General features: G+C 40.1%; 24 protein-coding genes. 12 read left to right on the top strand and 12 right to left on the bottom strand.

The genetic code is table 11. The features are described 5' to 3' along the window. Positions 1 to 392 precede the first annotated feature (392 nt). The 5 genes from LBYS_RS06625 (at position 393) to LBYS_RS06605 (ending at position 6,785) form a co-directional block, all read left to right on the top strand. Positions 393 to 1,799, top strand: a complete 1,407-nt coding sequence (locus LBYS_RS06625; RefSeq protein WP_041823473.1) for a capsule assembly Wzi family protein — start codon at positions 393 to 395, stop codon at positions 1,797 to 1,799. An 85-nt stretch (positions 1,800 to 1,884) separates the two neighbouring features. Next, positions 1,885 to 3,672 (top strand): translation elongation factor 4, encoded by a 1,788-nt coding sequence (lepA, locus tag LBYS_RS06620; protein WP_013408102.1) that lies wholly within the window; start codon positions 1,885 to 1,887, stop codon positions 3,670 to 3,672. Positions 3,673 to 3,797: 125 nt separating this feature from the next. Next, entirely contained in the window at positions 3,798 to 5,405 is a 1,608-nt protein-coding gene (locus LBYS_RS06615; RefSeq protein ID WP_013408101.1) for a 2-oxo acid dehydrogenase subunit E2, read from the top strand. A gap of 70 nt (positions 5,406 to 5,475) precedes the next feature. Next, positions 5,476 to 6,018 carry an ATP-dependent protease subunit HslV gene (gene hslV, locus LBYS_RS06610; RefSeq protein WP_013408100.1) on the top strand — a complete coding sequence of 181 codons (543 nt, stop codon included), beginning with the start codon at positions 5,476 to 5,478 and terminating at the stop codon, positions 6,016 to 6,018. Then, the gene (locus LBYS_RS06605) at positions 6,018 to 6,785 is read left to right on the top strand and encodes a helix-turn-helix domain-containing protein (protein ID WP_013408099.1); all 768 of its coding nucleotides are present in this window, start codon (positions 6,018 to 6,020) and stop codon (positions 6,783 to 6,785) included. Before hslV ends, LBYS_RS06605 begins: the two co-directional genes overlap by 1 nt. Here LBYS_RS06605 and LBYS_RS06600 read toward each other — a convergent pair. Then, positions 6,780 to 7,463, bottom strand: coding sequence for a hypothetical protein (locus LBYS_RS06600; RefSeq protein ID WP_013408098.1), 684 nt, complete (start codon positions 7,461 to 7,463; stop codon positions 6,780 to 6,782). The genes LBYS_RS06605 and LBYS_RS06600 overlap by 6 nt on opposite strands. Further along, on the bottom strand, positions 7,460 to 8,488 hold the full coding sequence (locus LBYS_RS06595) for an AMP-binding protein (protein WP_013408097.1): 1,029 nt from the start codon (positions 8,486 to 8,488) through the stop codon (positions 7,460 to 7,462). The genes LBYS_RS06600 and LBYS_RS06595 overlap by 4 nt, the downstream gene beginning before the upstream one ends. 128 nt (positions 8,489 to 8,616) lie before the next feature. On the opposite strand from LBYS_RS06595, the gene azu reads away from it, so the two are divergent. Continuing rightward, on the top strand, positions 8,617 to 9,177 hold the full coding sequence (azu, locus tag LBYS_RS06590; RefSeq protein WP_013408096.1) for an azurin: 561 nt from the start codon (positions 8,617 to 8,619) through the stop codon (positions 9,175 to 9,177). 31 nt (positions 9,178 to 9,208) lie between these two features. Here the strand turns inward: azu and LBYS_RS06585 are convergent, their stop codons facing one another. After that, positions 9,209 to 9,652 (bottom strand): GNAT family N-acetyltransferase, encoded by a 444-nt coding sequence (locus LBYS_RS06585; RefSeq protein WP_013408095.1) that lies wholly within the window; start codon positions 9,650 to 9,652, stop codon positions 9,209 to 9,211. Further along, the gene (locus LBYS_RS06580; RefSeq protein WP_013408094.1) at positions 9,649 to 10,692 is read right to left on the bottom strand and encodes an RluA family pseudouridine synthase; all 1,044 of its coding nucleotides are present in this window, start codon (positions 10,690 to 10,692) and stop codon (positions 9,649 to 9,651) included. Before LBYS_RS06580 ends, LBYS_RS06585 begins: the two co-directional genes overlap by 4 nt. A 22-nt stretch (positions 10,693 to 10,714) precedes the next feature. Here LBYS_RS06580 and LBYS_RS06575 point away from each other — a divergent pair, with 22 nt between their 5' ends. The 5 genes from LBYS_RS06575 to LBYS_RS06555 all read left to right on the top strand — a co-directional run bounded on the left by LBYS_RS06575 (position 10,715) and on the right by LBYS_RS06555 (position 15,378). Next, positions 10,715 to 11,584 (top strand): 1-aminocyclopropane-1-carboxylate deaminase/D-cysteine desulfhydrase, encoded by an 870-nt coding sequence (locus tag LBYS_RS06575; protein WP_013408093.1) that lies wholly within the window; start codon positions 10,715 to 10,717, stop codon positions 11,582 to 11,584. After that, a complete protein-coding gene (gene corA / locus LBYS_RS06570; RefSeq protein ID WP_013408092.1) occupies positions 11,581 to 12,609 on the top strand; it encodes a magnesium/cobalt transporter CorA in 1,029 nt (342 codons plus the stop codon). Before LBYS_RS06575 ends, corA begins: the two co-directional genes overlap by 4 nt. A gap of 729 nt (positions 12,610 to 13,338) precedes the next feature. Beyond that, positions 13,339 to 14,403 (top strand): GNAT family N-acetyltransferase, encoded by a 1,065-nt coding sequence (locus LBYS_RS18225; protein WP_013408091.1) that lies wholly within the window; start codon positions 13,339 to 13,341, stop codon positions 14,401 to 14,403. An 8-nt stretch (positions 14,404 to 14,411) separates the two neighbouring features. Beyond that, on the top strand, positions 14,412 to 14,885 hold the full coding sequence (locus tag LBYS_RS06560; RefSeq protein WP_013408090.1) for an NADH-quinone oxidoreductase subunit A: 474 nt from the start codon (positions 14,412 to 14,414) through the stop codon (positions 14,883 to 14,885). After that, positions 14,869 to 15,378, top strand: coding sequence for an NADH-quinone oxidoreductase subunit B (locus LBYS_RS06555; RefSeq protein WP_013408089.1), 510 nt, complete (start codon positions 14,869 to 14,871; stop codon positions 15,376 to 15,378). Before LBYS_RS06560 ends, LBYS_RS06555 begins: the two co-directional genes overlap by 17 nt. On the opposite strand, the gene hemN is transcribed toward LBYS_RS06555, so the two are convergent. From hemN to LBYS_RS06530, 5 genes are all read right to left on the bottom strand, one after another. Then, positions 15,375 to 16,703 carry an oxygen-independent coproporphyrinogen III oxidase gene (hemN, locus tag LBYS_RS06550; protein ID WP_013408088.1) on the bottom strand — a complete coding sequence of 443 codons (1,329 nt, stop codon included), beginning with the start codon at positions 16,701 to 16,703 and terminating at the stop codon, positions 15,375 to 15,377. The two genes, LBYS_RS06555 and hemN, sit on opposite strands and share 4 nt — an antisense overlap. A 79-nt stretch (positions 16,704 to 16,782) precedes the next feature. Next, positions 16,783 to 17,577, bottom strand: coding sequence for a class I SAM-dependent methyltransferase (locus LBYS_RS06545; RefSeq protein WP_013408087.1), 795 nt, complete (start codon positions 17,575 to 17,577; stop codon positions 16,783 to 16,785). A gap of 186 nt (positions 17,578 to 17,763) precedes the next feature. Then, the gene (locus tag LBYS_RS06540; RefSeq protein ID WP_013408086.1) at positions 17,764 to 20,289 is read right to left on the bottom strand and encodes an NPCBM/NEW2 domain-containing protein; all 2,526 of its coding nucleotides are present in this window, start codon (positions 20,287 to 20,289) and stop codon (positions 17,764 to 17,766) included. A gap of 91 nt (positions 20,290 to 20,380) precedes the next feature. Then, positions 20,381 to 21,214 (bottom strand): alpha-1,2-fucosyltransferase, encoded by an 834-nt coding sequence (locus LBYS_RS06535; protein ID WP_013408085.1) that lies wholly within the window; start codon positions 21,212 to 21,214, stop codon positions 20,381 to 20,383. A gap of 9 nt (positions 21,215 to 21,223) precedes the next feature. Then, entirely contained in the window at positions 21,224 to 22,573 is a 1,350-nt protein-coding gene (locus LBYS_RS06530; RefSeq protein ID WP_013408084.1) for an aminopeptidase P family protein, read from the bottom strand. Between the two features lie 123 nt (positions 22,574 to 22,696). Here LBYS_RS06530 and LBYS_RS06525 point away from each other — a divergent pair, with 123 nt between their 5' ends. Then, positions 22,697 to 23,203, top strand: a complete 507-nt coding sequence (locus LBYS_RS06525) for a nuclear transport factor 2 family protein (RefSeq protein WP_013408083.1) — start codon at positions 22,697 to 22,699, stop codon at positions 23,201 to 23,203. 7 nt (positions 23,204 to 23,210) lie between these two features. Here the strand turns inward: LBYS_RS06525 and rfbA are convergent, their stop codons facing one another. The 3 genes from rfbA to galE are packed head-to-tail and all read right to left on the bottom strand — an operon-like array spanning position 23,211 to position 26,149. Next, complete coding sequence (gene rfbA / locus LBYS_RS06520; RefSeq protein ID WP_013408082.1) at positions 23,211 to 24,071, bottom strand: glucose-1-phosphate thymidylyltransferase RfbA; 861 nt, start codon at positions 24,069 to 24,071, stop codon at positions 23,211 to 23,213. A 9-nt stretch (positions 24,072 to 24,080) separates the two neighbouring features. After that, a complete protein-coding gene (gene rfbB / locus LBYS_RS06515; RefSeq protein ID WP_013408081.1) occupies positions 24,081 to 25,136 on the bottom strand; it encodes a dTDP-glucose 4,6-dehydratase in 1,056 nt (351 codons plus the stop codon). Beyond that, positions 25,133 to 26,149 carry a UDP-glucose 4-epimerase GalE gene (gene galE, locus LBYS_RS06510; RefSeq protein ID WP_013408080.1) on the bottom strand — a complete coding sequence of 339 codons (1,017 nt, stop codon included), beginning with the start codon at positions 26,147 to 26,149 and terminating at the stop codon, positions 25,133 to 25,135. The genes rfbB and galE overlap by 4 nt, the downstream gene beginning before the upstream one ends. Positions 26,150 to 26,205: the final 56 nt, after the last annotated feature.

Genomic DNA, 26,205 nt, shown 5'->3' with positions numbered 1-26,205 from the left:
AAGAGTATAATTCAGGAAAATTAAGGTCGGGAGTATCTTACACAGCAGATAAGAAGTAAATCAAATACAAAGAGAAGTATTCGCATCCTCGAATAATGGGACGGGGTCAATAAGATACGCCTTCCTAATCAATCGCCAAATTTCATACTCTCTGAAAAGAACTTAATAGTGATAGGTATTTTTATCCATGCTAAGGGTGAAATCGAAGATTTTCGACTAATGAATTAGGTGTCTGAAGATTTTAAGCCGGTAGTTGAAGCTATGTGTACGTCTCCCCATTTTAAGTTTGAGCCAGTTAAGTTAGGTGGGCAAGCGGTGGCTCCTCCCTACTGTTTCAAATTTAAAACTGCTGCTCCTTAAGTTTTGGCGTGATATTTGAATCTGGTTCACATGTGAGAGCTAGATGGATTTTTTTATTTTTTATTTGTTTCCAAATCCAGGGACAAGTTCGCTATTCCGTAAAAATAGGTGGTTTATACTCCGTAAACCAAAGGGCTCCATTTTGGATAAAAAGTAATCAATTCGGCACGGTTCCGGACTCTTCTAATACCCTCTTTTTTGAACATGCTGTTCAGTGGAGTCACAAAGGATTGGAATGGGGAGCACAGATGAATGTTTGGAGTGGGCATCAAGCTCGAGTATTGCTTCCGGAAATTTATGGATCCTATAATGTGGGTGGATTCCGCTTCTTGGTGGGGAGGAAAAAGCAGTATCACGGTTGGGGTGATTCTACCCTTTCTTCCGGTTCAATGACCTGGTCAGGTAACGCACTTCCTATTCCGGAGGTACAAGTGTCTATACCTGAGTATAGGCGGGTCTGGCCGAAGGTTCTAGCCATTAAAGGTCATTATTCCCACGGGTGGTTTGGAGATCAGCACTTTGTTAAGCAGTATTATTTGCACCAAAAATCACTTTATTTGAGGTGGGGAGAAGGGAAGGTCCGTTTTCATACGGGTATCATGCATCATGCGCAGTGGGGCGGTAAGCCTAAATATGACCCCGGTCCGGAAGGTTGGTTAGCTCACGGACAGAGATTCGCTAGTGGAGGCAAGGTGTATAGAGAAGTAGTCTTCCCCTTTACTAATCCTCCGCGGGACTCCGCAAAGGTGGCTAGCTTTGACTTTGAAAACCGTTATGGAAATCATTTGGGACAGTTGGATTGGGGTCTGGAAGGAAATATGGGGAGTTCCGTTTGGAAGGTTTACCGCCAATTGCCCTTCGAAACCGGGCAGACCTTTAGTAGTCTTGGAAACCTGGATGACGGGGTGTATGGCATTTCGCTAAATAGAAAAAAGGGCGTAATAAGGCATTTGGTTTTGGAGTTTTTACATACCACAAACCAAGGCCTGTATAGATCCGGTTTTCTACGTTTTATAGGATATAAGGGTAGGCATTACGGCAGAAATCAGAACTATTATTTTTCACATGCCCAATATTTGGACGGTTGGTCTTATGAAGGAAGAACCCTGGGTTCTCCATTCTTACTCCCCAATCCGGATATACGGGACGAGAAGACGGTAGATAGTCCGAATTATTTTGCCAATAATAACAATATTAAGGCAGGCTATGTAGGTCTAAAAACACAGTTGAATTCTGTTAGTATGATCACAAAAGTATCTCTAAGCAGAAACTTTGGAACCTATCATAAAAAAATTCAGGCAGATCAATTTTCCTTAGGTCATAATATGGAGATTCCGGTATCCGGTGCCACCATAGCCGTAGAGGTGGGAATAGACCACGGAGATCTCATTCGAGATAATTTTGGGATCCAGTTATCCTGGAAGAAAACTTGGCAATAAATTACTTGCGCACACACAGTAATTTCTTTGCTTTTATGTACTATTTTTGCGGATTAATTAGTACAAGACCTTTTAATCGGATTTTGTGAAGAATATTCGGAATTTTTGCATTATAGCGCATATTGACCATGGTAAGAGTACTTTAGCAGACCGTTTGCTAGAGTTTACGGGCACTGTTTCCGCCAGAGACATGCAGGCCCAGTTGCTGGATGACATGGACTTAGAGCGAGAACGTGGTATTACCATTAAATCCCACGCCATTCAGATGAACTATGAGTTTCAGGGTGAACAGTATACTTTGAACCTTATAGATACTCCGGGGCACGTGGATTTTAGCTATGAAGTTTCCCGTTCAATTGCGGCCTGTGAAGGAGCGCTTCTAATTGTTGATGCGGCGCAGGGGATAGAGGCACAGACCATTTCCAACTTGTTTTTGGCTTTAGAATATAACCTCGAGATCATTCCGGTAATCAACAAGATTGACTTACCAGGTGCCATGATCGAAGAGGTGAAAGACCAGATCGTGGATCTGATCGGTATAGATCCTGAGAAAATAGTACTGGCTAGTGCGAAGGAGGGTATTGGGATTACAGATATCTTGGAGGCAGTAGTTACCCGTGTTCCGGCTCCTACAGGGGATCCAAATGCGCCTTTCCAAGGCTTGATCTTTGACTCCGTTTTCAATTCATATAGAGGGATTGAAGTTATTTTCCGCGTGAAAAACGGAAGCATACGTAAGGGCGACAAAGTAAAGTTCATCGCTACGGGTAAAGAATATATTGCAGATGAGATTGGGAGCTTGAAGTTGAAAAAGCAACCGAAGGACGTGATAGAATGTGGTGATGTAGGATACCTTATTTCCGGAATTAAAGTGGCGAAGGAAGTTAAGGTAGGGGACACCATCACCCATGTAGATAGACCTTCTACTGAGCCAATCAAAGGTTTTGAGGAAGTAAAACCCATGGTTTTTGCCGGTATTTATCCGGTTGAAACCACTGATTTTGAAGAGTTGAGAGACTCCATGGACAAACTGCAGTTGAATGACGCTTCCTTAGTTTGGGAGCCTGAAACCTCTGCAGCTCTTGGATTTGGTTTCCGTTGTGGATTCCTGGGTATGTTACACATGGAGATCATACAGGAGCGTCTAGAAAGGGAATTTGATATGACGGTGATCACTACGGTGCCATCCGTGAAATTCCTGGTCAACACGAAGAGGAAAGAGCAGATTCAGGTATCAGCTCCAAGTGAGATGCCTGATCCTAACCTGATTGAATCCATAGAGGAACCCTTTATCAATGCTCAGATCATCACGGCCGCGGATTACGTGGGTCCTATCATGAAGCTTTGTATGGATAAACGTGGAGTGGTGAAGAACCAGGTGTATCTGACCAGTACGCGTGTGGAATTGACCTTTGATATGCCTTTGTCTGAGGTGGTATTTGACTTCTTTGATAAGTTGAAATCCATATCCAGAGGGTATGCATCCTTAGATTATACTTTGATAGGATATAGGGAGTCTAACCTAGTAAAATTAGATGTGCTCTTAAATGGAGACCCTGTGGATGCCCTTTCAGCCATAGTACACAGAGACAAAGCATATGAGTGGGGTAAGAAGTTGTGTGAGAAGTTGAAAGAGCTCTTACCTCGTCAGCAGTTTGAAATTGCTATTCAGGCGGCTATTGGTGCGAAGGTTATTGCCAGAGAGACGGTGAAAGCCATTCGTAAGGATGTGACGGCGAAATGTTACGGAGGTGATATCAGTAGGAAGCGTAAGCTCCTTGAAAAACAGAAGAAAGGGAAGAAGAGAATGCGCCAGATTGGTTCGGTGGAAGTACCACAAGAAGCATTTATGGCTGTATTGAAAATAAACTAATTAGGAAGCTTAACCGTATAAAATGGCTAAAAATTATAAAATTAAGGTCAAAATAATACGGTGATCCCTGAATTGATTTGTATTTTTGAAACTCGGTAGGTACATATAGAAAAAAAACAGAAAATATGGCAGAAGTAATTAGAATGCCCAAAATGAGCGATACCATGACGGAAGGAGTGATCGCCGCATGGAACGTGAAAGTTGGGGATGTAGTGAAATCAGGTGATATTCTGGCTGAAGTTGAGACGGATAAAGCCACTATGGATATGGAATCTTACTACGACGGTACCGTATTGTATATCGGAGTGGAGAAAGGTCAAGCCGTTCCTATAGATGCAGTTATAGCCGTGATTGGTAAGCCGGGAGAAGATTTTCAGTCTCTTTTAGGTGGAAGTGCTGCTACGGCAGAAGAAAAACCTGAAGCGCCTAAAGCGGAAGAATCCGCACCTGCTGTAGATACATCCAATATTAAAGCCGCCGTAATTAAGATGCCTCTTTTGAGTGATACCATGACAGAAGGTGTGATTCACAAGTGGTTGAAGAATGTAGGTGACAAAGTGAAATCCGGTGACCTTCTGGCTGAAATTGAAACAGACAAAGCTACTATGGAGATAGAAGCTTACGAAGAGGGTACACTATTATACGTAGGAGTTAAAGAAGGTGAAGCAGCAGCTGTAAATGCGGTAATCGCTATTATCGGAGAAGAAGGTGCTGATTATGAAACCTTATTGAAAGCTGAGTCTGCTCCTGCAAAAGCTCAGGCCGCTGCTCCTGCAGCAACACCAGCTTCTGCAGCAACACCGGCTCCGGCACCAGCGCCTGCAGCAACGCCAGCTCCTGCAGCAACACCTGCGAGCAACAACAACGGTAGAATTTTAGCTTCTCCACTAGCTAAGAGCCTGGCCAAAGAAAAAGGTATTGATCTAGCTTTAGTGAAGGGTTCCGGAGAAGGCGGAAGAATCATTAAAGCTGACATAGATAATTATGTTCCAGCGGCTGCTCCTGCTAAAGGTGCAACTGCCTTGACGCCGGCTATCGCTGGTCAGGAAAGCTTTGAAGAGATTCCATTGACTCAAATGCGTAAGGCTATCGCAAGAAGCTTGGCAGATTCTCAAGCGAATGCCGTAGACTTCCAGTTGACCATGGAAATCTGTATGGACAATGCTATCAAGGCTCGTGGCGTGATGAATGAAGCATCTCCAGTGAAGATTTCATTCAATGACATGGTATTGAAAGCTTGTGGCGTAGCTTTAAGAAAGCATCCTGAAATCAACTCTTCTTGGAGAGGAGATCATATCCGCAAAAATCATCATGTACATATTGGTATGGCGGTTGCTATTCCTGAGGGCTTAGTAGTACCTGTGATTCGTTTTGCAGATGCTCTTCCTCTATCTCAATTAGCTGCTACCACAAAAGAACTTGGTGGTAAAGCGAAGAGTGGAAAATTACAACCGGCTGACTGGGAAGGAAACACCTTTACAGTAAGTAACTTAGGAATGTTTGGAATTGATTCATTTACTTCCATCATTAATAACCCTAAGAACGAATCTTGTATTCTTTCAGTAGGTGGAATTAAAGAAACAGTGGCTGTAAAAGATGGTCAATTCTACGCTACAAACATTATGAAAGTAACCTTGACTTGTGACCACAGAGTGGTTGACGGAGCTACTGGTGCAGCTTTCTTAGTGACCTTGAAGCAACTTCTAGAAGAGCCTTACAAGTTATTAGTATAATCTCTAAAGCAGGGACTGAAGCTACGCGTCTTTTGGGACGTTTACGGCATCAGTCCCTTTTTTTAATTCTATGGAAAAGATCAAATCCACTACCGTCTTAGGTGTTTTTCATAATGGTAAGTTGGCTCTCGGTGCTGACGGTCAGGCCACCATGGGAAATACGGTGGCAAAATCAAATGTAAAGAAGATTCGTACCCTTGCAGGAGGTAAGGTGGTGGCTGGCTTTGCCGGATCCACTGCAGATGCCTTTACATTGATTGAGAAGTTTGAGGAAAAACTGAATACCTATAACGGCAACCTGAGACGCGCAGCTATTGAGTTAGTTAAGGAATGGAGGACAGATCGATACTTAAGTAAATTAGAAGCCATGATGATCGTGGCGAATAAGGAAGAAATGCTCGTGATCTCCGGAAGTGGTGATGTTTTAGAACCGGATAGCCAAGTGGCAGCCATAGGATCAGGAAGTATGTATGCACAAGCCGCCGCTTTAGCATTGAAAAAGCATGCTCCACACCTAAGTGCTGAAGAAATGGTACGAGAAGGATTGACAATTGCCGCAGATATTTGTATCTATACGAATCATAATTTTATCATTGCTTCTCCTGAAGAATAATGTCATACGTTAATGAAAATATCAAAGTACTGAGAAATCGAATGGGATTAACCCAGGAGAAGCTCGCGGCTTTGTTAGGCATTAACCGTAAAGCGGTGGGGTCGTATGAAGAAAACAGAGCCACCCCGCCACTAGATAAACTCAATAGATTAGCCTCCTTATTTGGGGTGAGTATGGATCAATTGATCCATCATAGATTTTCAACTGAATCTCCTCTTTTTGAAGAGCAAGCTCCTGAAGTCCCTACTGAAGTGGTGAAGGAGGCTCCAGCCCTTATAGTAGAAAAAAAGAAGCCTTTTTCACGTACTGCATGGATAGACGAAGCTATTCCGTACATCTCCTATAAGTACTTTGATAAGTATATCTTGGATGAAGATTTTCCACAGAGATTAGATGATATGCCGGTATTCCGTTTTCCTTTTATGGAAAAGGGAAAGAGCTATAGGGCCTTTGATACGCCTGTAGATTCGAATCTACAAGAGGGCATTATCATAGGAGAAGAATGTGATCTATCCTCTTTTAAAAGCTCTGATGATCCTGTGCTCGTGATTACTCAGGACAAAGGTATTTTATTAGGTAGAGTTCAGCAGGATTCTGTTTGGAAGATCAGTCTAGCAGACGGTAGAAACCTGATAAGTACAAATGTAAAAGAGATCTGGAAACCGGTAGGATTCTTCTCCAAGGGATTACCCAAAGCCGTTCCTGATATGAAGGGCATCGCTCAATCGATCAATGCCCTTAAAATGCAGATGGATTCGCTGTTATAGCCAGTTCTTCACTTTTTGTACCTTGTTGATGTAGGATTTCCCTAGCTCAAACCAATATTCATCCCCCACATTGAGGTATATACCCTTGCCTTTTGGTTCTTTGGTGCTGGCTTCTTCATATAGTAAATCTCCGGAGAACAGGTCCCTCAAAAGTGCATTTAGATCAGACCATCTTAAACCTTTTTTCTCTCCTTTTCTGTCTACTACTAAGGTTTTCTTAGCGAAACTTCCCAGATATACGGTTTTCTCTCCGTTTTCCACTAGTGTGATTTCTAATGGTTTTTCAAGTCCGCTGGCTTCCACTATAGCTTGGCGTAATTGTTCCGTAGTCTCTGCCCAATTGTTGTGGTTATTAGGATAGAATACACCGTCTTCTGTGTGTAATAACCAGAGGTCCTCATTTTCCTCCAATTCCTCTTTATTGGTCTTTTGAGTTTTCTTCAAAAGAAACTTGATTTCTTCTCTCCAAACCACCGGAAGCTCTCCTTTCAGGTGTAGGTCATCATCCATAGTGAATCCTTCTTCTAGGATCTCTTCTTCCGTCAAAGAATCACGATCCAGATATTCCAGATCCAGGGTATATTCTAAGCCTTTCTCTGTAGACTTTAAATCTATCTCTAAAGCGTAGGCAAAGGGGGCAGGTTGTAATGCCGAAGTTTGATATTGGATCTTGATCATAAATGCAATGTTTTCAATTTGTCAATTTTTCCTGATGCTGTTCTGGTAAACTCAGGTATGCTGATGATTTCTTTTGGTTTGTGGTATTTTGGTAAAGGGATTTGTTCCCAATTTATGTTTGGAGCTGGACCCTCTACCACCATCACTAGTCGCTGACCTAGCGTTTTATCTGGTAGCCCAAAGCAAAAGAAAGTGCCAATAGAAGGATATGCTTCAGCTATCATTCTTTCTACCACTTCGGCTTGAATTTTTACTCCACCGGAATTGATGGTTAAATCAGCTCTACCTTTCAGGACAAAGGTAGTGGGAGAAGTGAGTTCTACCATATCATTTGTAGTAATGGTTTCACCTAAAGTAGAGGGTGCAGAGATTTGAAGGCAATTCCTCTCATCTGTACTCAGATGCACTCCCTCAAGTGCAGTGAAATGCTCGTGGTTCGTTCTGAGGTCTTTAATTGCAATGTGACTGATCGTTTCCGTCATTCCATAGGTCTCAAAAACGGGCAGATCTAGCTCTTTGATTTTCTTTTTTAGTTCCAAAGGAACGGGAGCTCCACCGGAGAGGATAGCTTTAGCCGTTTTTAGCAGTTCAATATGCTTTGGAACCTCTAAAATGGCTTGCAACTGCATTGGGACGAAGGACTGGAAATTCTTTCCTCTGTTTTGATATAGGATGTAGGCTTGTGCTTCTAGTTCTTCGAATGGATTCCTATTGGGAGGTACGGCAAGGATTTCAGCACCTAATAAGGCCGCACGAATGATCATCATTTTGCCTCCTATATAATCTGTATTGAGATTACAAACAAAGAGATCTTCTGCATCCAGATGAAAGGCTTTTGTTGTCATGCCTGCTGATGCTTCAATGGCCTCTCGCGTCAATACGATCTCTTTGGGAGTTCCAGTAGAGCCGGAGGTGTATAGGGTGATTTGTTTTGCCCCATTATTCCAGGCATCATAAAGTTCCAGAACTTGATTCGGTCCTGATTTAGTCCGAATGACCTCTCCATCTTTGGAAATGTAAACCATGATGCAAAGTTAGAGGTATTTTGAGCTGAAAAAAAGGCAGAAGTATAGAGAATATATTTGATTCTTTTCCTGAAGATTAGAAGTATTCTTTTAAATTTGTGTAGAATTATTTAAAACAAAAAATCAATATGAAGAAGAACATCGCGTTAGCAGCTGTAGCTTCCTTATTCCTTTTTGCAGCTTGCAGTAAATCCAGTGAAAAAGCAGAAGATGCACATGCAGGACATGATCATGCTGCAGAAGCTTCAAGTACAGAGGAAGTAGCAGTAGCGGCTGAAGAAGAAACGGATAACGTGGCATCCGCTGATAATACTGTTTTAGAAATCACCATCAAAGGAGGCGATGATATGAAATTTGACCTTAGCACCATCAAAGCTAAAGCCGGTCAAAAGGTGAAATTAACTTTAGTACATTCAGGAAAGCTTCCAAAGGCTTCCATGGGGCATAATTTTGTTTTATTGAACAATGGTGTGAATGAGACGGATTTCGCGGCGAAGGCATTGGCTGCAAAAGATAACGATTACATTCCTGCAGGTTCTTCTAATGAAATTATCGCACACACTAAATTAGTAGGTGGTGGAGAAAGTGATACCATTGAATTCACTGCACCCGCAAGAGGAGCTTATAACTATATCTGTACTTTCCCAGGCCATTCGGCTCTGATGAAAGGTAAGTTTATAGTTCAATAAAAAAAAGCAGACTTAAGAGTCTGCTTTTTTTTTAGAAGTCTAAGTGGCAGTTGATCCATTCCCCATCTAAACGGGCATTATACTTCTTATAGAATTCTATTGCAGGAGTGTTCCAATCCAATACCTGCCACATCATACCACTGCATCCCACTTCTTTAGCAATCTCGATCGTTCTGTCTAACAGAATTTTTCCTAGGCCAGTACCTCTAGCTTTCTCTGTTACGATCAAGTCCTCCAGATATAATCTTCTTCCTTTCCAGGTGGAATATCTATAGTAGTACAAAGACATACCCACCACGGTTCCATCCTTTTCAGCCAGAATGCACTCGAAGGCAGGGTGCTCTCCAAATCCCTCTTTACGCATCCTTTCTTCGGTATTCGTTACTTCCTCCGGAGCTTTTTCATATACGGCCAATTCTCGTACCAGTTCCATGATTGCCGGTACATCTTCTATTGTAGCTTTTCTGATGTTCATCTGAATTGAAGATAGTGTTCCCATTTGTCAAGGACAGCTTGAAAGTCTGCTGGAAGTTCAGAATCAAACTGCATCCACTTCTTGGTAGTAGGGTGTATAAATCCAAGTGATTTTGCGTGTAAGGCTTGCCGCGGGATGATCTCGAAACAATTTTCTACAAACTGTTTATATTTAGAAAAGATCTCTCCTCTTAGCACTCTGTCGCCGCCATACGCCGCATCATTAAACAGGGGATGACCCAGGTATTTCATGTGGGCACGGATTTGATGGGTTCTGCCGGTCTCTAGATTACATTTGATTAGAGAAACGTATCGTAAGGATTTGAGTACCTCATAATGAGTTATGGCTTCTTTGCCATACTCTCCCTCAGGGAATACATCAGAGATCCTACGATCCTTGAAACCTCTGCCAATATGCGCATTAATAGTACCTTTGGGTTCCTTTGGTTCACCCCAAATCAAGGCGTAATACGTTCTCTCTGTAGTATGGTCAGCAAACTGTTTGGCTAGAAATTGTAAAGCATATTCATTCTTAGCAATCACCAATAGCCCTGAAGTTCCCTTATCAATTCTATGTACCAGACCCGGGCGAATTTCACCGTCTCTAGCGGAAGGTAAATTTCCAAAATGATAAACCAGAGCGTTTACCAAAGTCCCGTCCGGATTTCCATGTCCGGGATGAACTACCATCTCCTGAGCTTTATTCACCAGTAGCACGTCATCGTCTTCATAGACGATATCCAGAGGGATATTCTGAGGAATGACCTCTTTCGGTATCCTGCTGGATCGTACTATGGAAATGGATATATCGTCAAAAGGCTTTACCTTATAGCTAGATTTTACAGAAGAACCGTTGACCTTTACAGAATCTGTATCGATAGCATTTTGGATCCTGTTTCTGGAAATGTTCTTCAAATGGTGCGAAAGGTACTTGTCCAGACGCATCATAGATTGGCCTGAATCTACTACGATTTGAAGATTATCAATAAACTCTTCGTCTTCCTCTTCAAAATCAGCCTTGTTTTCGTCGAATGTGCTCATATTTGTGCAAATTTCGTGAAAGATGCTTGATTTTGAAAGTATAATTCAAATTCCTACTCCTCTGTATGAGTTAAGGGATATAAAATGGGAGTATTTAGGTCTGAGAGTTCTGGTAAAGAGGGATGATTTGACACATCCTATGCTCTCCGGAAATAAGTACAGAAAGCTGAAGTATAATTTGAATTATGCTAAAGAACAGGGTTTTAGCAGACTGCTGACTTTTGGAGGAGCATATTCCAATCATTTGTATGCTTTTGCCTTTGCTTGCAAGTATTTCGGATTTGAAGGTGCCGCTATTATTCGTGGAGAAGAATTGGATGCCAATAGTAGTCCTACTCTGGCTTATGCCTTTGAACAAGGGGTCGACTTACGTTTTGTAAGTAGATCATCTTATAGAGATAAGGAGCAATTCTACGATGATAAATCTTACATTATACCTGAAGGGGGTAGCAATGAGCTGGCCTTAGTGGGAGTAGAAGAGATCTGGTCGGAAATTCCTGAAAAGGCCGACTATATTCTCACGGCTTGTGGAACCGGAGGAACCTTGGCCGGATTACTGAAGGGAGCTCCCTCAGGCACAGAAGTAATAGGTGTTCCCGTCCTTAAAGGCGGAGAGTTTATAAAAGAGGAGGTGGAGAGATGGTTGCAAAAGCCCTTTACCCTGTTTACCCAATATCACTTTGGGGGCTATGCCAAGCATACTCCTGAATTGCTGCACTTTATTCAAGATTTCCAGACAAAATACTCCATACCCTTAGAACAGGTTTATACCGGAAAGATGTTTTATGCCTTTAATGATCTGGCAGAGAAGGGCTATTTCAAGAGGGGTAGTACGGTGGTTCTCCTGCACACAGGGGGATTACAAGGTAGAATTCCTATATTAGCATCATGAAGAAGAAGCATTTAGATAAGGCATTCACCTCGCCCGGTTCCTTGATCTACCTGGGAAAGGAGCGTACATTACCTGTTGAGATAATGACCATTCGCTACAATGAGGAGGAAGTAGTGTTTTCAGGGCAAAGGGTTGCAGGGAACGTGCATTGGTACAATGTAGAAGGTGTGCATGAGGCTGAGAAGATGGAAAAGATAGCCAAAGACTTCGGATTTCACCCCCTTTTAATAGAGGATGTGATGAATACCTATTCAAAGCCCAAGTTGGAGCATTTTGGAGAGAATAGTTTGTTCCTTATTCTTAAAATGCTCAAGATGGAAGGTACCCAGATCATTCCTGAGCATCTGGCCTTAGTCCTAGGTCCCGATTATGTAGTGAGCTTTCAGGAGGCAGATGGGACAGACGTTTTTGAGCCTATTGCTGACCGACTACAAGCTTCCATAGGCAAAACGCGTAAGGGAAAATCGGATTATCTCTTTTATTCCTTAGCAGATGTGATTGTAGATAACTACTATTTGCTGCTAGATGACTTTAGTGATCATTTAGAAGAAATAGAGCTAAGCGTCATTGAGAACCCTTCAAAGGTGGACCAAAAGCGGCTGTATGAGTTAAGGAGGGAGTTGTTAGTAATTCGAAAAGCTGTGGCTCCCTTAAGAGAGATATTTAGCGCATTGATTCGTGATGAATCTGCTTTAATTCATGCCTCTACGCATATTTATTTCCGTGATATCTATGATCATGTACTTCAGGTACTTGAGATGATTGATTCCTACAGGGAGATGTTAGAGAACATTCAAAATAACCTCTTGAATAATCTGAGTGCCAGAATGAATGGAGTGATGAAGACCCTGACGGTGTTTACGGCTATATTTATGCCATTAAGCTTTATAGCCGGTATTTACGGAATGAACTTCAAGAATATGCCAGAACTGGATCAGCCCAATGGATATTTTTATACCCTTGGAGGGATGGCTGTCCTAGGCATAGGACTGTGGTTCTACTTCAAGTGGAAGAAGTATGTCTAGTTTACACTCTTTATGAAAGCTAAATTTATAGATCCCAACTAGCCTTATTCCTGTTCTTGCTGGGTTAGTAATGGTGTGTATTTATAGAATCTTTTTTTATACTTTGCAGTTAGTTAAAATGGGTTTATCCATTCCGGTATAAATAAGTTTGAGACCCCTTATTTTGACTGGAGCTTGGTTTTTTAAAGATTAGCTCTCCCGTCATATCACCTATTAAGCTTCCTTCTAAGCCTTAATCTAATGCAAATGGGCCGTTGTGTGCTCCTTTGTAAACCTTTATTTTTCTGTGTTTATTCATAACCTTTTCAGTTTAAACATCAAGCTTCCCTGTACGTCTATTAGCGGTCTCTACCTTTTTTTCTGACAGGGAGCCATCGATTGCTATAATATCGTGCATGTGATATTGGTAGTGGAGTAGGATGGCAAGTAAATTACGGTTTGCTTTGAGGTGGAATTAGACGTGGAGCTTAAAGTATAGATCAGAATTATTTCTTGACAAAGGCTTTGACACTCTATAAAAGAATCCAATGTAGGAAATTAAGGAGCTGAAAAGGTGTTCAAGAAGCCAAATGGGTCACCTACTAAAATGCAAATTTTTCAAAATCATGTTTGAATCATAGTATAAAGATTTTCCTTATTCCTGAGGTAGGGGTTAAAGTGTAACAATAAAGCTTTAGTTTATTTAAATTTATTTGTGGTACTCTTATATCGGGTGTAAATTGCATCCATATGTATGCCGAAGTAGTACAGCCGGAATCCATCTCTCCTTCAGACCTAGATAGTTATCTAGAAAGGGGTTATTTTAGGTTAGGATCGAAGTTGTTTACTACCAGTTTCCTTTGTTTTGAAGACTCCCTTTTTGACGCTTTTTGGTTAAGAATAGATTTGGATGAATTTATTCTTTCCAGGTCACAGAAAGAACTGATGAAAAGAGCTGGGCGATTTACCATTAAGATTGCCCCATTCCTGTATAGTTATGAAGCTGAGGATCTGTTCCAATTGTATAGGTCAAGTGTAAACTTTTCACCGGCTAGGACGCTTGAGCATATCTTAGGAGAAGACCCAGGGCTATTCAACACATACGGGGTAAGTATCTATGATGGTAAGAAATTCATTGGATGCGGATTGTTTGATTTAGGTTCAACTTCTGCAGAGGGAATAGTTAGTTTTTACCATCCGGAGTATAAGAAATTCAGCCTCGGAAAGGTCTTGATGCTCGCTAAGATGCGTTATTGTCAGGAAAATGGGATAAGATGGTATTACCCGGGATATGTGGCGCCTGGATATGCCAAGTTTGATTATAAGTTGGAAGTAGGGAAGGAGTTTTCCTATTTTCTCGATTTGAAATCTAAGCAATGGAAGCATATCTCTGATCTAGAATTGAAGGAGCAGCCTTTATCGCGTATGTTAAGCGGTTTAATCCAAGTAGAGGGCTTACTTCAAAGCATGGGTTATAAGGAATTCCAATTGAAAAAGTATAGGTTTTATGACATCACTTTGGATACCTCCTATAGTGAATATGGTCTATTGACCTATCCCTTCTTTATACATTGTTTTTCAAATTCTCCGATGGAGGAGGTGATCATTGTGTTTGATGCCATCCGTAGTAAATTTCAATTGCTCCTTTGCTCCAAAGTTTTCCAGATCACCTTACCGGAGGAAAAGCAAGAATATTATTCCACATTCCTGCTGAAACCCCAATATCTTATCTTTGAAGATGAACAGGAGTTGAATTTTACCTTTGCCCTGAATGAACTACTAGGTAAGACGTCCAATACAGAAAATTTATCGTAATTTGCTTTATGATTTCCGAATTTGGCTATTTACTCCTCTTTATTCTGGCAGCTATTTTATTGGTACTGCTGGTCTTAGGTATTGCCAGATTATTGCGTCCTAACCGACCAAGTGAGGAGAAGAATGAGGTGTACGAATCCGGGGAACTACCTGTTGGAGATGCTCGCGTTTCCTTCAATATTCGTTACTACATAGTTGGGATCATATTTCTACTTTTTGAAGTAGAACTGGTTCTGTTATTTCCATGGTCAACGGTCTTTGGTGATGTGAATCAATTGAATGATATGGGTGTCAAATGGCTATGGTTTGCCGGATTTGAGATACTATTGTTCATAGGTTTATTAGCTCTAGGATTAGTATACGTGTGGAAAGAAGGCTTGCTGGATTGGGTTATGCCTGCTCCGGAAAATGAAGAAGTTAATTCACCTGTTCCGGGAGATTTATACGAAGCTTTAAATCAGAAATATGCTAGAAAGTCTTGAATCAAATTATTGGGAGAAGTCAGGAGAAGGGGAGGTGATTCTAACGAATCTGGACGAGTTGACGAACTGGGCCAGGGCTAACTCGCTTTGGCCTATGGGTTTTGGCTTGGCTTGTTGTGCTATAGAAATGATGGCCACCTTTGCTTCTAGCTATGATTTAGAGCGTTTCGGCATCTTTCCTAGAAACTCCCCGCGTCAATCAGATCTTATGATCATCAGCGGTACAGTGACCTTTAAAATGGCAGATCGGGTTAGGCGTTTGTACGAACAAATGGCCGAGCCTAGATATGTCATATCTATGGGATCCTGTTCTAACTGCGGAGGCCCGTATTGGGAACATGGGTATCATGTGCTGAAGGGCGTAGATAAAGTGATCCCTGTAGACGTTTATGTTCCCGGATGTCCTCCCAGGCCGGAGGCCCTTATAGGAGGACTTATTAAGTTGCAAGAAAAAATCAAACGCCAGACTTTAAAAGAAGTTAGCGGTGATTAAATGGCCTTGGAAAAGGTTTTAGATAAAGCCTGACCAGGTCTTAAGTAGGCATCAAAAACCACACAGACGTTTCGAATAAATGCTTTCCCCAGTTCTGTTACCTCCAGACTAGTAGGTGTATACTGGATGATACCGTCTGTTCGAAGTTCTTCCAACTGTCTTTCAAGTTCTTCGTTCCAAAATTCGTCAGGCCATTCTGCTCGGAACTTGCACATGATATCATGAATGATCTGTCTCCTTTGCAGGTCTTCCTCTGATTGTAGATGCCCTTTTACTACCGGGATTTTGCCTTCATTGACCATTCTAAGATATTCTTCCACATTCTTTTCATTTTGAGCCATAGCACTCCATACGTCACTGATAGCGGAGGCGCCTAGTCCTATTAAAAGTGGAGAATTCGTAGTGGTATACCCCATAAAATTCCGGTTCAAAGTGCCTTCTTGATATGCCTGGAACATTTTGTCATTAGCTTTAGCAAAGTGATCCATGCCCACTTCATAGTAGCCGTTAGCTTCGTAAAGTTCTCTGGCCATTTCATAGAGGGTCCTTTTTTGTTCACCGGCAGGTAAATCCTCTTCTGAATATCCCCTTTGTCCTATCCCTTTGATCCAGGGCACATGGGCATAGGAATAAAGTGAAAGGCGGTCAGGGTTCAAAGAAAGTGTCTTTTTTACGGTTTCAGTAAATCCTTCCAGATTTTGGAAAGGCAAGCCAAAGACCAGGTCGTGGCTAATAGAAGTATAACCTAGTTCTCTCGCCGCAAGGGTTACTTTCTCTACTGCTTCAAAGGGCTGAATACGATGAATGGCCTTTTGGACCTGAGGATCATAATCCTGCACACCGAAGGATACTCGCCTAAATCCTAAATCATAAAGTACTTTTAGGTGCTCATAAGTAGTATTATTGGGATGTCCTTCAAAGCTAAACTCATAGGAGTCAGGAAGGGAAGCCCATTCCAGTATCCCCTTGATCAATAGGGCTAAATTCTCCGGAGAGAAGAAAGTAGGCGTACCACCGCCTAAATGGATTTCTTCAATCAATGGCCTTTCCCCCATCCATTCAACATACATTTTCCATTCTTTAAGGACTGCCTCTATGTAAGGTACTTCATAGCTGTGATTTTTGGTTATCCTTTTGTGACAAGCACAGAAGGTACATAAACTTTCACAGTAAGGGAGATGTATGTATAGACTTAATCTTTTTTGTGGAGCATTCTTGACATTCGTTTCCCAATCTTGAAATGCCTCTGTTTTCCAGAACGGCATAGTGGGGTAGGAGGTATATCTGGGAACAGATACGTTATATTTTTCTATGAGCTGCTTCATCCTATGTAGGATTAAAGCTCAAAATTACCCTGTAAGCTCAGCTTAAATTATGATAAAGATCAAGTATAAAACCTGATCTTTACCATGACTTTCCTAGAAGCATCTTGATTCTCCTTTTAACTCTGCTCTTTAGAGATACTGGTCTCCTTTGGATGTAGTCATGCAGTTTGAAGCCTTCTTTAGGAATATCTAATGGTCCTCTCTTCACTGCAGTAAAACCTGAACAGACGTGTATACTTTCTATCAATCCTACATTCCCAGCTGCTTCAACTAAATCAAAGATCAGTCGGGTAGGCTCTGTATAATCAGGATATGCACTTGAGTCTTCGTGTAACCAATGTACCCATGCCCAGTCTTCAATAATATAATATCCTCCTTTTTTTACGTGTGGGAACACGATATTAAAGGAGGCTAGGGACTGATGGTAACGGTGTGAAGCGTCATCAAATACAAGATCTAATTCTTGATTACCTATATGCGTTTTGAGTATTTCTTTAAGTTTTTTACCGTCCGTCTGATCTACTTCCCAATAGTCATGAAAACTTTCCTGGTGTAGTTTTTTATAGGATTCAAAGGCTGTTCCTTTTCTACTTTTCATCAAATCAACTCCTATAAGTGTACTGGGTTGTAATAATTTGTGCCAAAAGACAGCAGAGCCCCCATCCCACATGCCTATCTCCAGCATTCGTTCTATTTTGGGGTAGTGTTCGGACTTGAAGAAGGCTTCATACATATCTATAAGTTTCTTGTCCTTATAGAATACGAAACCCGTGGTTTCATTTCTTTTATCATCTTTGAGGTGGACTTGTAATGCGAAGGAAATATTTTCAAGTGTTACTTTTTCAGTTTCCCATTTTAAGTTTTGAAATGCCATTTAATAAAACTTTATGATATATAAATTATTGCTACCTCAAAAAATAATCTAATGTCTAGAATATAATTGATATTTTTTGCAATATAGACATTTTTTTAGCTTATGGATGTAAACATTTTCCTGGTGCAAAATAATTTTTTTAATTAGAGAGAGAGGATTTAACGAAATGAAATCCTCTCTCTAAAATTATTTAAGAACCATAATTTTTGTTGAATAAGTATGGATTCCTTCAAGTACATTTAAAATATAAGTTCCGGCAGACAGTTTATTATTTTTTAATTTGATTGTATTGTTTTCTTTATCCAAAGTCATATTTTGTTTTAGTAATTCATTTCCATCTGACGAAATAATTCTTACTAAATAATTTGTATTTTTTTGTGCTGAAGGGAAATTAAATTTAATTTCAGAATTATTAACAATAGGATTAGGTGTAAGTACAATTTTGGGTAATTCTAAGTAAGTAATGTCGTTAAAATTAGAGTGGCGTGCTCCTGAGTTGGAGCAACTTAATCTCGCTATAGCCCATGTACCCCATAGGCAACCTGTTGAAGGGCCATCACCATTTTCTACCACTAATTTTAGAGAAGTTACTCCTGTAATATCTACTGTAATTGATTGATGACTTGGAAATCCAAATGAGGGATCACCAATAGTAGTTGAAGTGAAAAGTAAGTTGTTATTTATGTTATCATATACTTTAAATATCAATCTGCCATCTCCACATCCCATGCTACCATCCTCTTTTCCAATAACTGCTTTGAAGTAGTTATAATTATGACTGCCTAAATTATAAATAACTTCAGAATTTGCATGAGTTCCAATACCTGTGCCGGGATTAGTATTACTGTAGTTTACTCCGCCAATAGATATATCATAACCTCCAACATTTTTTCCTAATTGAACTGTAAGGTATCCTGAAGTTGCTGAAGTCCAGTTATTTGAGAGATATTGATCAGTACATGAAGAACTAGAGACAACATAACTAACAGAGCTGCTATTAGTACAATTTGCACCTTGACATGTTACAGAATATGTTTGAGGAGTATTAGTTGCAGTCACCGTTATGGAATTTCCAGTATAACTAGTGGACCAAACTGGTGTTCCTGTTGTACAAGAGGTACTTAATGTAACACTCTGTCCTTGTAATGGATTAGAAATAGATGCTAAAATTGGACTTGGGGAAGAACAAGGAGACGTATTTGATAATTGATAGAATTCATCTCCATTTTCTGACATTTTAACGTAATTGGGAGGTGCTGGGAAGTATAAATCAGATGGAGGCATTAGTCCGCCATAATCACTGTATTGCCATGAAAAGCAGTTTACAAAATTAGAATAACTTGATGAATTAAGGGTAACATCTGGCCTATTAAGCATTTCAGATCCTCTAACTATAAATTGTTCTGGTGAATTATTAATCTTTTGAACTAGCCACCATGAATTATGAAAATAGCGAGCTATCAATTGGTGCCCAGTTACTGTCCATGTTCCCATTACTAATCCATCTGATAACGTGCTACAAGTTTCAGATGTATTGTTAATTCCAGCTTTTACAGCATCTAATCTGCTCCTATCTATATTACTTGTTCCTGGGACTATTGTGGGGCAAATCCAGCCGCCTTCGTCATGTTCATTCCAAGCATATATCAACATTGTATTGGCAGGAGTTTTTGAAGGATTGTTAGTAATGAAATTTTTTGCAGCAATAATTTCATTTGTAATTTGTTGCAAACTAGCAGTTTCACCCCAATGATTATATTGATGTTGTGCATTACAAGTTGAGTCTCTTTCCCAGTCAACTGTGAAATCAATTCGTGGTCTGCGATCGTAGCCGACACTTATCCACGGTACAACATTCTTTGAGTTTGCCACAGATTGCCATCCGTTTCTTTGACTGGTAGAGATGTATTCAAATGAGAAATCTCCATATTTTCCACCAGGTTCAGTGGTATATTGGGAAAATGCATCTGCATTACTAATTTCGCTTTGACAGCCGTAACATAAAACCACCAAGTAGGGATTTCCAACAGATGGATAGTTGTTTTGGAAGTAGCTTCGCATTGAGGCAAGGTAAGCATCAGCAGTAGCAGAAGACATTTCATAATTATTATAATCTACATACAATAGTGGCCTGCCGCCTGCAATCTTTTGATAATCAGATCGTTGAAAGTCTAGTGCTATATAATCTAAGTCAGAATTTGGAGTGCTAACTCCAGTAATATAAGTAAACTTTACTTTTGATTTATAAGGACTAGTACTAGATTTATAAAGATTATATGAATAAAAGTCAGCACCATATTTATTGAAGGCAAAATAGTCTATTCCTGCGTCATAGGCATAGGCTATCTCTTGATCCATAACAGTTTGTGAATTACCATCTATAGTTATGGATATATTTTCGTAGTATGTGTATTGGTGATCTTCACACCATTTGCTATAAGAAACTGTTCTTGGAGTGTTCTCAACTCCAAAGAAGGGAATCCTATCGCGATATTGACTAGGGTTAAGTGAAATTTGTGTTTGATTGGAATTTGACCCATGAGCCCCATTATCCCACATATCCCACCTAATTACTCCAACCAATGGCGGGGTTTCATTGATAGTAATATTTTGTCTAAGTTTAACCTTGACAGAGTCATTACAATAAGTAGGAATCGCGGATATTGAGACTATAAATGCGCTCAATAAAGGTAGTAGAATTTTTTTTTTCATAAGGTTTTATATTGATTGTGTTCCATAAATGTCATGTGAAACTATCAATAGAAAAACTTATTTTTCATTTATTTATTAAATGGTATTGTTTCTAGTAACCGTAATCAATTTTGAAATCCTGTAATTTAACTTCTAAATTTGGATTTTCAATTTTATAAAGAGGTTTTTGACCATAAAAAGATGCCCACATAGTAAATGTGCTAGGTGGTCCGATGATATAGTCACAATTTGCTAAAGTGTACATATCATCAATAAAATGACCCGGTCCATTGTATGCATCTTTTTCAGAGATATCTTTTGCATTTATTTCGTCATTAGAGCATATTATAATACCAACGGCTAATCCGTTTAAACAATTTTTGATTTCTTCAATTTTTTTTCTGTAAATCTCATTTTCATAGTAAAATTTTCCATTCAGGAAGGTTTTATAATCACCTCTTCTAATATGTAGTCCAATTAGAATGTCATACTTTTGTCTAAGTGGTTTGATAAATAGTTCAATTTCCTCTAGTCTTTCATTAATGGGAGTAAAGTAGTCCCGTATAAATTGAGAATGTTTATAAAATGTTGAAAAAGAAGTATACCACGATCCACTTTTTAATATGATCTTTCCATGTGAATTTAAGTTGTCTATTGATGAGTGAACTCCACTTGAGTTAAGGTGATTTCCAATTTTTTGGTAAAGCCTCTGTGTGACTTTTAATTGTAACAATCTAATAATCAACTTATTAATAATATTAGGCCCTAAAGTAGTTCTAATTTGATTATGTAATATCTTTTCAGTGTATCCTTTAAAGTACTTTCCATATTCCGAAAAAAATAGGTTAACTAAAATTGTATTATTTTCTAAAGAATTCGTGATGAAAGTAGAGAATTCAAATAGTTGATTTCCAAGTTGGCCTGTTTTGTCTGTAAAAATAATCATACTTCTTTATCATATGTTTTCAATTTCTGCCACCGTCTTAGGTATAGGGTTTCCTAAGATCTGGTGCCCATTTTCAGTAACTAATACGTTATCTTCAATTCTAACTCCTCCGAATTGGAGATAGGATTCTAGTCGGCTATAGTTGACAAACTCCTTAAACTTACCTTCCTCTTTGTATTTTGATATCAATTCCGGTATGAAGTAACAGCCCGGTTCCACGGTCAATACGTTTCCGGTTTCCAGTTCTTTAGCAAAACGAAGCGATTTTAAACCCAGTTGGGTGCTACGCTCTAAACCTTCTTTGTATCCTACATATTGTTCGCCTAGATCTTCCATATCATGTACGTCCAGTCCAATGGCGTGTCCTAGACCGTGAGGCATAAACATACCACCTACGCCTTCGCTAACCATGGTATCTACATCTCCCTGCAAAAGCCCCAATCCCTTCAAACCTTCTATAAGGATTCTATTGGCATGCAAATGTATATCTCTGTAGGAGACGCCAGGCTTCATGGCCTCAATGGAATCCACTTCCATTTTAAGGACGATTTCATAGATGTCTTTTTGTTGGGTAGTGAATTTACCGGATACCGGATAAGTTCGAGTGATATCGCCGGCATAGTACATTTCCGTTTCTGCGCCTGAGTCATTCAACATCAACTGACCTGCATGCATTTGGTTTCCGTGGAAATGGTTATGAAGGGTTTGGCCATTCACAGAAAGGATGATAGGGTAGGACAATTCTGCATTCTGCATTTTGACCGTTCTCAGAATTTCAGCTACTATCTCATATTCCATTTTTCCTGGTTTGCAGGCCTTCATGGCGGCTACGTGCATAGCTCCACTGATATTAACCGCAGCACTCATTTCTGCTATCTCCTCAGAGGATTTAATGGCTCTTTGAGCTACTACAGCCTTGATTAGATCTACGGATGGTGCTTGAGAGATACCTAAAGTTTCTTTCAAAAATATGCTTCTGTCTCCTCTGTAAGGAGGTAGATAATGAACCTCATCCTTCTTGATAAACTTAGGAAGGTCTTCTAAAGGATGGATTTCTGTAACACCCACTTTTTCGGCAAATGATGACAATGGTTCAACGGGGCCCTCCCAGATGATATCATCAAGGGTAAGTTCATGACCAAAAATGATGGTTTTGTTCCCATCAATAAGCCCAGCCAGTCCCGGCATATTGATCCCGAAAAAGTACAGGAAATTACTGTCTTGTCTAAATCTATAGGCATTAGCTGTGTAATTCATGGGTGCTTCGTTATTGCCCATGATTAAGATTTGTCCTTGAGGAACAGCTTCCCTTAGCTGAGATCTACGGCGTATATAAACGTCTTTACTGAATAATTTCATTCCAAAGCTTTTTTGGCAAAGTTACCAAACTTCCTTAGAAAGGTGGAGGAAGAATTCGAGTAATTTCACTAGGAGAACCATGAAATTTGATTTTATTTGTGCTGGAAATAAAATTCAATACTCATGAAAAAATATAGCCTATTGCTGTTGCTCCTGATAGGCGGGACACAGTTGCACGCACAAACGGAGGAAGATTTGATTACCCAAACGGTGAACGACTTCTTAGAAGGGGGAACCATGGGGGATATAGAAAGGTTTAGAGGTGCTTTCGTTAGAGATGCTGTCCAAAAGACAGTAGGAAGCAATGGAGTAACGGGTACTACTGTAGATGCTTTGATCTCTAGAATAAAGCCTAACCAAAAAATGGATAGGACTACAAAGATCATTTCTATTTCTTATGCCAATAATGCAGCTACTGCCATCACAGAGACTGCTTATGCTACGAATAAGATCATAGATTTACTCAACCTCCTAAAGGTAGGTGAGCAATGGAAAATAGTGAGTAGAGTTTATTCCAGAATGGAATTAGATGAGCAAGTAGTAACAGTGGGAGATAAACCTGCAGCTGTTCCTACAAAAACAAAAGCACCAGCCCCCAAGCCTAAAAAAGTGGCAGATGACGGCTGGTGATCTCTAATTATTTCAGCAGATTTAGAAGGTATTGACCATAGCCCGACTTTACTAAAGGTTGGGCTATTTTTCTTAATTGCTCCGCATCTATGAATTTCATGCGGTAAGCTATCTCTTCAATACAACCTATCTTCAATCCTTGTCTTTCTTCTATCACCTGCACAAATTGACCGGCTTGCATTAAGGAAGCAAAAGTACCTGTATCTAACCAGGCTGTACCTCTGTTCATAACGCCTACTTTCAATTTGCCTTGCTCCAGATACACACGGTTCACATCCGTGATCTCCAGTTCACCGCGCGGAGAAGGTTTGATGTTTTTGGCTATTTCTACTACGCTATTGTCATAGAAATAAAGTCCGGGTACAGCATAATTTGATTTAGGTTGAGCAGGTTTTTCTTCAATGCTTAGGGCATTAAAGTTTTCATCAAACTCTACCACTCCATATCTCTCAGGATCATGTACCGGATATGCAAACACGGTACCTCCATCAGGATCTGCACAGGATTGTAATAACTTACTTAAGCCACTTCCGTAGAAGATATTATCTCCTAATACTAAGGCTACTTTATCATTCCCGATGAATTCTTCACCAATAATAAAGGCTTGAGCCAATCCATCCGGGCTAGGTTGTTCCGCGTATTCAAATCTACATCCTACTTGAGAGCCATCTCCAAGTAATTTTTTGAAGTGCGGCAAATCATGAGGAGTAGAGATAATTAGAATCTCATTGATACCTGACAACATCAAGATGGATAGCGGATAGTAAATCATGGGTTTATCATAAACCGGCATAAGTTGTTTACTAACAGCCAAAGTAAGAGGATGTAGACGGGTTCCACTCCCGCCCGCTAAGATGATACCTTTCATACGTGTTATTTAGTGGTTATACATGGAATCGTAGTACTTCTGATAATCTCCACTGGTGATATTTTCTATCCAATCCCAGTTGTCGAAATACCAATCTACGGTTTGTGCCAATCCTTCTTCAAAGGTCACAGAAGGTTTCCAGCCTAATTCGTTCATCAACTTGCTGGCATCTATGGCGTAGCGAAGGTCATGACCGGCTCTATCTGTAACATAAGTAATTAAAGCTTTGCTGGTACCTTCCGGTCTGCCTAGCTTTTTGTCCATGATCTCTATCAACAAGTGGACTAAATCAATGTTCTTCCACTCGTTATTTCCTCCGATATTGTACGTATCCCCGTTCTTTCCTTTATGGAAGATCAGGTCAATAGCTCTGGCGTGATCCTTGACAAATAACCAGTCTCTTACATTCTCCCCTTTTCCATAAACCGGTAGAGGTTTGTTGTTCTTGATATTATTGATCATCAATGGGATCAATTTCTCAGGGAAGTGGTTTGGTCCATAGTTGTTCGAGCAATTGGAAACCACTATCGGCAATCCATAGGTATTGTGGTAAGCCCTTACGAAGTGGTCAGAACTAGCTTTTGAGGCGGAATAAGGTGAGCGCGGGTCATATTTTGTAGTTTCTACGAAGAACTCTTTTGGATCATGAAGTTCACCGTAAACTTCATCTGTAGAAACATGGTAGAATCTCTTACCCTCATAAACTCCTTTCCAAGAGTTTTTAGCGGCATTTAGGAGGTTACATGTACCTATGACATTGGTTTTGACAAAAGCCATGGGATCTGTGATGGATCTGTCAACATGGGATTCTGCGGCCAGGTGGATCACTCCATCAAATGCATATTTTTGGAAAAGGTTATCAATGAATGTCTCATCCACTATGTCTCCGTGTTCAAACACGTAGTTTGGCTCATTTTCAATGTCCTTGAGATTTTCAAGGTTTCCTGCGTAAGTCAATTTATCCAGGTTTACAATTCTGTATTCCGGATATTGTTTGACAAATAGACGTACCACGTGTGAGCCGATAAATCCGGCACCGCCGGTAATCAAGATGTTTTTTTTCATAGGTTACTTATACGCTTTTGCCATCTCCAGGCATCTTCTAGGCTTTCTTCTAAGGACTTTTCTGCTTTCCAATTCAGTAATTTTGCGGCTTTTTCCACGTTTCCGTAGATCTTTTCTACGTCACCTGCTCTCCTTGGGCCGATTTCATAATTCAACTTAAGTTGATTCACCTTTTCAAAGGTTTCAATCACTTCCAGTACGGTATTACCTCTGCCTGTCCCTAAGTTAAATATGTCATAGTAGGATCCTTCTGTTTTTTTGTCCAATAGTTTTAGCGCAGCAACATGTGCTTTAGCTAAATCAACAACGTGAATGAAGTCCCTAATATTTGATCCGTCAGGCGTATTATAATCCGCACCGAATACTACTAATTTCTCACGGATTCCAGCCGCAGTCTGAGTAATAAAAGGAACAAGGTTAGAAGGAACTCCTAAAGGTAATTCACCGATCTGTGCACTGGAATGCGCACCGATAGGGTTGAAATACCTCAATGAGATGATTCCCATTTCCATTCCCGACTTAATACAGTCTTCTAAAATATCTTCTGCTATGGCTTTGGTGTTACCATAGGGACTTTCCGCTTTCTTCCTTGGGGTTTCTTCTGTAACAGGAATTTGGTCTGCCTGGCCGTATACGGTACAAGAAGAACTAAAAACCAGGTTTCTTACTCCATTTCCTTTCATTACTTCCAGGATATTAAGTAGAGACCCTATATTATTTTGATAATATTTCAAAGGCTCCGCCACTGATTCTCCCACGGCCTTATAGGCTGCAAAATGAATGATGCCTTGGATTTGATGCTTTTGCACGATTTTGTTCATTACTTCAAAATCGTTACAATCTTCCTGATAAAAAGGGACATCTTGTCCTAAGATGTTCTTTAAGCCTTTCAGAACTGAAACATTAGAATTACTCAGATTATCTACAATTACCGGAGAAAAACCGGCTTCCACTAATTCTACTACCGTGTGTGAACCTATAAATCCTGCTCCGCCTGTTACGAGTATATTCATTCAGTGCTTTTTTGTGCAAAGCTAATATAGAAATAAATGTTTTAAAAATTTGTTTG

Origin of the sequence: Leadbetterella byssophila DSM 17132, from assembly GCF_000166395.1 — a bacterium.
GTDB lineage: Bacteria > Bacteroidota > Bacteroidia > Cytophagales > Spirosomataceae > Leadbetterella > Leadbetterella byssophila.
This window is presented reverse-complemented; position numbering and strand designations above follow the sequence as displayed.

Bases quoted from the DNA above. Each gene is read 5' to 3' on its own strand.
- LBYS_RS06615 (WP_013408101.1), top strand. From the start codon at position 3,798: ATGGCAGAAGTAATTAGAATGCCCAAAATGAGCGATACCATGACGGAA.
- hslV (WP_013408100.1), top strand. From the start codon at position 5,476: ATGGAAAAGATCAAATCCACTACCGTCTTAGGTGTTTTTCATAATGGT.
- LBYS_RS06605 (WP_013408099.1), top strand. From the start codon at position 6,018: ATGTCATACGTTAATGAAAATATCAAAGTACTGAGAAATCGAATGGGA.
- LBYS_RS06600 (WP_013408098.1), bottom strand. From the start codon at position 7,463: ATGATCAAGATCCAATATCAAACTTCGGCATTACAACCTGCCCCCTTT.
- LBYS_RS06595 (WP_013408097.1), bottom strand. From the start codon at position 8,488: ATGGTTTACATTTCCAAAGATGGAGAGGTCATTCGGACTAAATCAGGA.
- azu (WP_013408096.1), top strand. From the start codon at position 8,617: ATGAAGAAGAACATCGCGTTAGCAGCTGTAGCTTCCTTATTCCTTTTT.
- LBYS_RS06585 (WP_013408095.1), bottom strand. From the start codon at position 9,652: ATGAACATCAGAAAAGCTACAATAGAAGATGTACCGGCAATCATGGAA.
- LBYS_RS06580 (WP_013408094.1), bottom strand. From the start codon at position 10,692: ATGAGCACATTCGACGAAAACAAGGCTGATTTTGAAGAGGAAGACGAA.
- LBYS_RS06575 (WP_013408093.1), top strand. From the start codon at position 10,715: ATGCTTGATTTTGAAAGTATAATTCAAATTCCTACTCCTCTGTATGAG.
- corA (WP_013408092.1), top strand. From the start codon at position 11,581: ATGAAGAAGAAGCATTTAGATAAGGCATTCACCTCGCCCGGTTCCTTG.
- LBYS_RS18225 (WP_013408091.1), top strand. From the start codon at position 13,339: ATGTATGCCGAAGTAGTACAGCCGGAATCCATCTCTCCTTCAGACCTA.
- LBYS_RS06560 (WP_013408090.1), top strand. From the start codon at position 14,412: ATGATTTCCGAATTTGGCTATTTACTCCTCTTTATTCTGGCAGCTATT.
- LBYS_RS06555 (WP_013408089.1), top strand. From the start codon at position 14,869: ATGCTAGAAAGTCTTGAATCAAATTATTGGGAGAAGTCAGGAGAAGGG.
- hemN (WP_013408088.1), bottom strand. From the start codon at position 16,703: ATGAAGCAGCTCATAGAAAAATATAACGTATCTGTTCCCAGATATACC.
- LBYS_RS06545 (WP_013408087.1), bottom strand. From the start codon at position 17,577: ATGGCATTTCAAAACTTAAAATGGGAAACTGAAAAAGTAACACTTGAA.
- LBYS_RS06540 (WP_013408086.1), bottom strand. From the start codon at position 20,289: ATGAAAAAAAAAATTCTACTACCTTTATTGAGCGCATTTATAGTCTCA.
- LBYS_RS06535 (WP_013408085.1), bottom strand. From the start codon at position 21,214: ATGATTATTTTTACAGACAAAACAGGCCAACTTGGAAATCAACTATTT.
- LBYS_RS06530 (WP_013408084.1), bottom strand. From the start codon at position 22,573: ATGAAATTATTCAGTAAAGACGTTTATATACGCCGTAGATCTCAGCTA.
- LBYS_RS06525 (WP_013408083.1), top strand. From the start codon at position 22,697: ATGAAAAAATATAGCCTATTGCTGTTGCTCCTGATAGGCGGGACACAG.
- rfbA (WP_013408082.1), bottom strand. From the start codon at position 24,071: ATGAAAGGTATCATCTTAGCGGGCGGGAGTGGAACCCGTCTACATCCT.
- rfbB (WP_013408081.1), bottom strand. From the start codon at position 25,136: ATGAAAAAAAACATCTTGATTACCGGCGGTGCCGGATTTATCGGCTCA.
- galE (WP_013408080.1), bottom strand. From the start codon at position 26,149: ATGAATATACTCGTAACAGGCGGAGCAGGATTTATAGGTTCACACACG.